The organism is Paramaledivibacter caminithermalis DSM 15212 (assembly GCF_900142245.1).
GTDB lineage: Bacteria > Bacillota > Clostridia > Peptostreptococcales > Caminicellaceae > Paramaledivibacter > Paramaledivibacter caminithermalis.
The window spans coordinates 12076-14565 of record NZ_FRAG01000004.1 but is presented as its reverse complement, the minus strand read 5'-3'; the positions used below and the strand labels follow the sequence as shown (position 1 = coordinate 14565).

Below are 2490 nucleotides of genomic sequence, written 5' to 3'. Positions count from 1 at the left end.
TACATCAGTCAAAAATATCCTTCTTTTTTTTATAAAATCTTATAATCATTGTAATTACTATATAGTTCCAAAAACTAAAATGTCGTCGACCTCCTAGGGTTTTTGCACTATTGGTGGTCGACGACATTAAAATCCTGTATATAATTATTATTGATTTCTAATAATTAACATATTTATCTTTATCAAAGTTCAAAATCATTGTATTATTAACATAATGCAAAATCTTTATTAATAGCTAATTTTAAATTCCTCTTAAATTTCTCTACATCTCCATCAAATATTATCAAATCAATATCCATTTCCTTAGCTCTTTTTGATACTGTCCTTTTATGGGGCTGGTGAGTTGATACAAGAATTTTTATTACATCTTCTCCTCCAAGTTCCTCTGCATAGACATCTATTTCGTTTAAATCATCTTCGTCATAGTTTTTTGTATCCTTACATGAAATACATACTAAAGTAGAATCTAAAGCTGCCATTACATCTATTTCATTTTTAATTCTATTATTGTCATCCCAAACAAAAACTACTCCGCTTTTTGCATCATCTGTTCCCTTAATCTCCTTTATACATTTATAGGTTAAAGCCTCAAGCCAGCTTCCCGAAATCAAAAAATATCTCTTTATACCTATATTTTTAAACTTAAACTTCATGGCATATTTATTATTACTATAAACGTAAATGAGTCTATTTCTTTCTAATATATTCATTAGTTCATAAATCTTATTTCTCAAAGCCATATTTATTGTCTTCCATCTAACACTCATAGTTAAATATGACTCATCACAGCTTAATACCTTATTACGATCAGTAAATATCCTTTTTACATCATTCCATATATCAAGATTTCTAATTATAAAATCTACTATCCCTGCCTTAATGAGTTCATCCATATCATTGGTAGCCTCAAATAATATATCCTTACCAGTACTTTCAAGTATATCTTTAATGGATAGTTCTATGAATTTTTCATGATACTCAGTCAATTCATCATTGCTTATACTATATATTTTCTTGCTTTGCATATCTACAATCATGGATTGGATATTATTTATTCTTGCAATTTGATTTGCATATATAGCCTGTATTCTACTGCCTCCAGAGATATTTATAATTGTTTGTTTTCCCTTATATTCAAGTAAAATATCCTTTATTTTTGATAAATCATCTAAACCAACTATTCTTTCTTCCACTTTAATACGAGGCATCTTTTCCCTTAAAAATTCCTCTAATTCATTAAATATTTCCTTTTCATCTTCATTATTTAATCGTATAAAAATAGCCTCCTCAGGCTGCATCTTGTATAATGCAACAATATTATGATCATTATAATCACTTATAAAATTTATTAGTACTTCACATTTCATAATATCACCTGCTATTCTATGTATTGACTAACTTATTTGACAAAAAAATAAAAAATCCTGTAGGATTTTAAATATGTTTGAATAATTTTTATGTAAAGGTTAAATCCTTGTAGGTAATTTATAGACCCATTTCACCATTGAAAACACTATATTTGTATTTTTCCCACATTTAATAAAAAACCTTCTCATCTCTCAAATATTAAAAAATTACTAAAGATAAACAACTTCAAGGTTTAATAAATTTCAAATAAAAAATGTAGCAGAGTTCATTATTTTATTTGAAATTTATTTTTATGTAAATCCTATATATCTCCTCAAGCAACCATGCTTGAATATCCTTTTTGTAACTATATGGTCCCCTTCTCTCTTTTCTTCTACAACCCTATTTGTAGTGGCATAAATAGGAATTCTGCCATTTTTTAAGCAATAATCTACTAAGTAGAATGTACCTCCATATTCTCCCTGTATCAAAATGTAATCATTTAGACTTGATTCCATATCAATCCATTGGACTATTTTATATAACTCTTCAATAGGTAATTCACCTATAGGGTCTATAGATCTCCAAATTTTAAGTAACTCATTTGGCAATATTTTTATTTCAGTAACGCCTAGCTGGTTTTGTGCTTCTTCTCTTTGCTCATCTAGAAGCTCATGAGACATTATAGCTAATAAATTCAATATTTCCTCCCCCTAGTGCATAAAGTCTCCCCATACCTATAACTTTTAAGAGATTTAGAAAAATGTCAGGCTTTATATCTTCTTTAAAATGTATCTTCCCTATTTTTCCTTTATAATATATTCTTTTATCTCCAAGACAAATACTATTTTTAAGGTGATATCCCTTAAATGAATTTGAAAAGAGAAACTTCTTATTATCTATTTCATTGAAAAAAAACTCATATTTTTCATTTAACTTAAGTAGCTTTTTGAGTTCATATTCAAAAATATCTTCTTCACATAATAAAGGACTTAAGATTTCTATACCCTTTATCTTTTTAATTGAATTATCAAGTTTAATTGGAGTTACCTCATAGGTAATCTATAAACCCTGAACTATGATGATTATGATTGGCGTTATGATGAACGGTTTCAATCCCTTATAGGTAATCTATAAACTTTT

The 2490-nt window shown here is 27.5% G+C and carries 2 protein-coding genes; both read right to left on the bottom strand.

What is annotated here, in order from left to right:
- Window positions 1–206 precede the first annotated feature (206 nt).
- A complete protein-coding gene (locus BUB36_RS02300; RefSeq protein ID WP_073146777.1) occupies window positions 207–1367 on the bottom strand; it encodes a Card1-like endonuclease domain-containing protein in 1161 nt (386 codons plus the stop codon).
- 291 nt (window positions 1368–1658) lie between these two features.
- Entirely contained in the window at window positions 1659–2048 is a 390-nt protein-coding gene (gene csx20 / locus BUB36_RS02295) for a CRISPR-associated protein Csx20 (protein WP_084111607.1), read from the bottom strand.
- Between the last annotated feature and the right edge of the window lie 442 nt (window positions 2049–2490).

Coding starts and splice junctions, on each gene's coding strand:
- BUB36_RS02300 (WP_073146777.1), bottom strand. CDS start 1,367: ATGAAATGTGAAGTACTAATAAATTTTATAAGTGATTATAATGATCAT.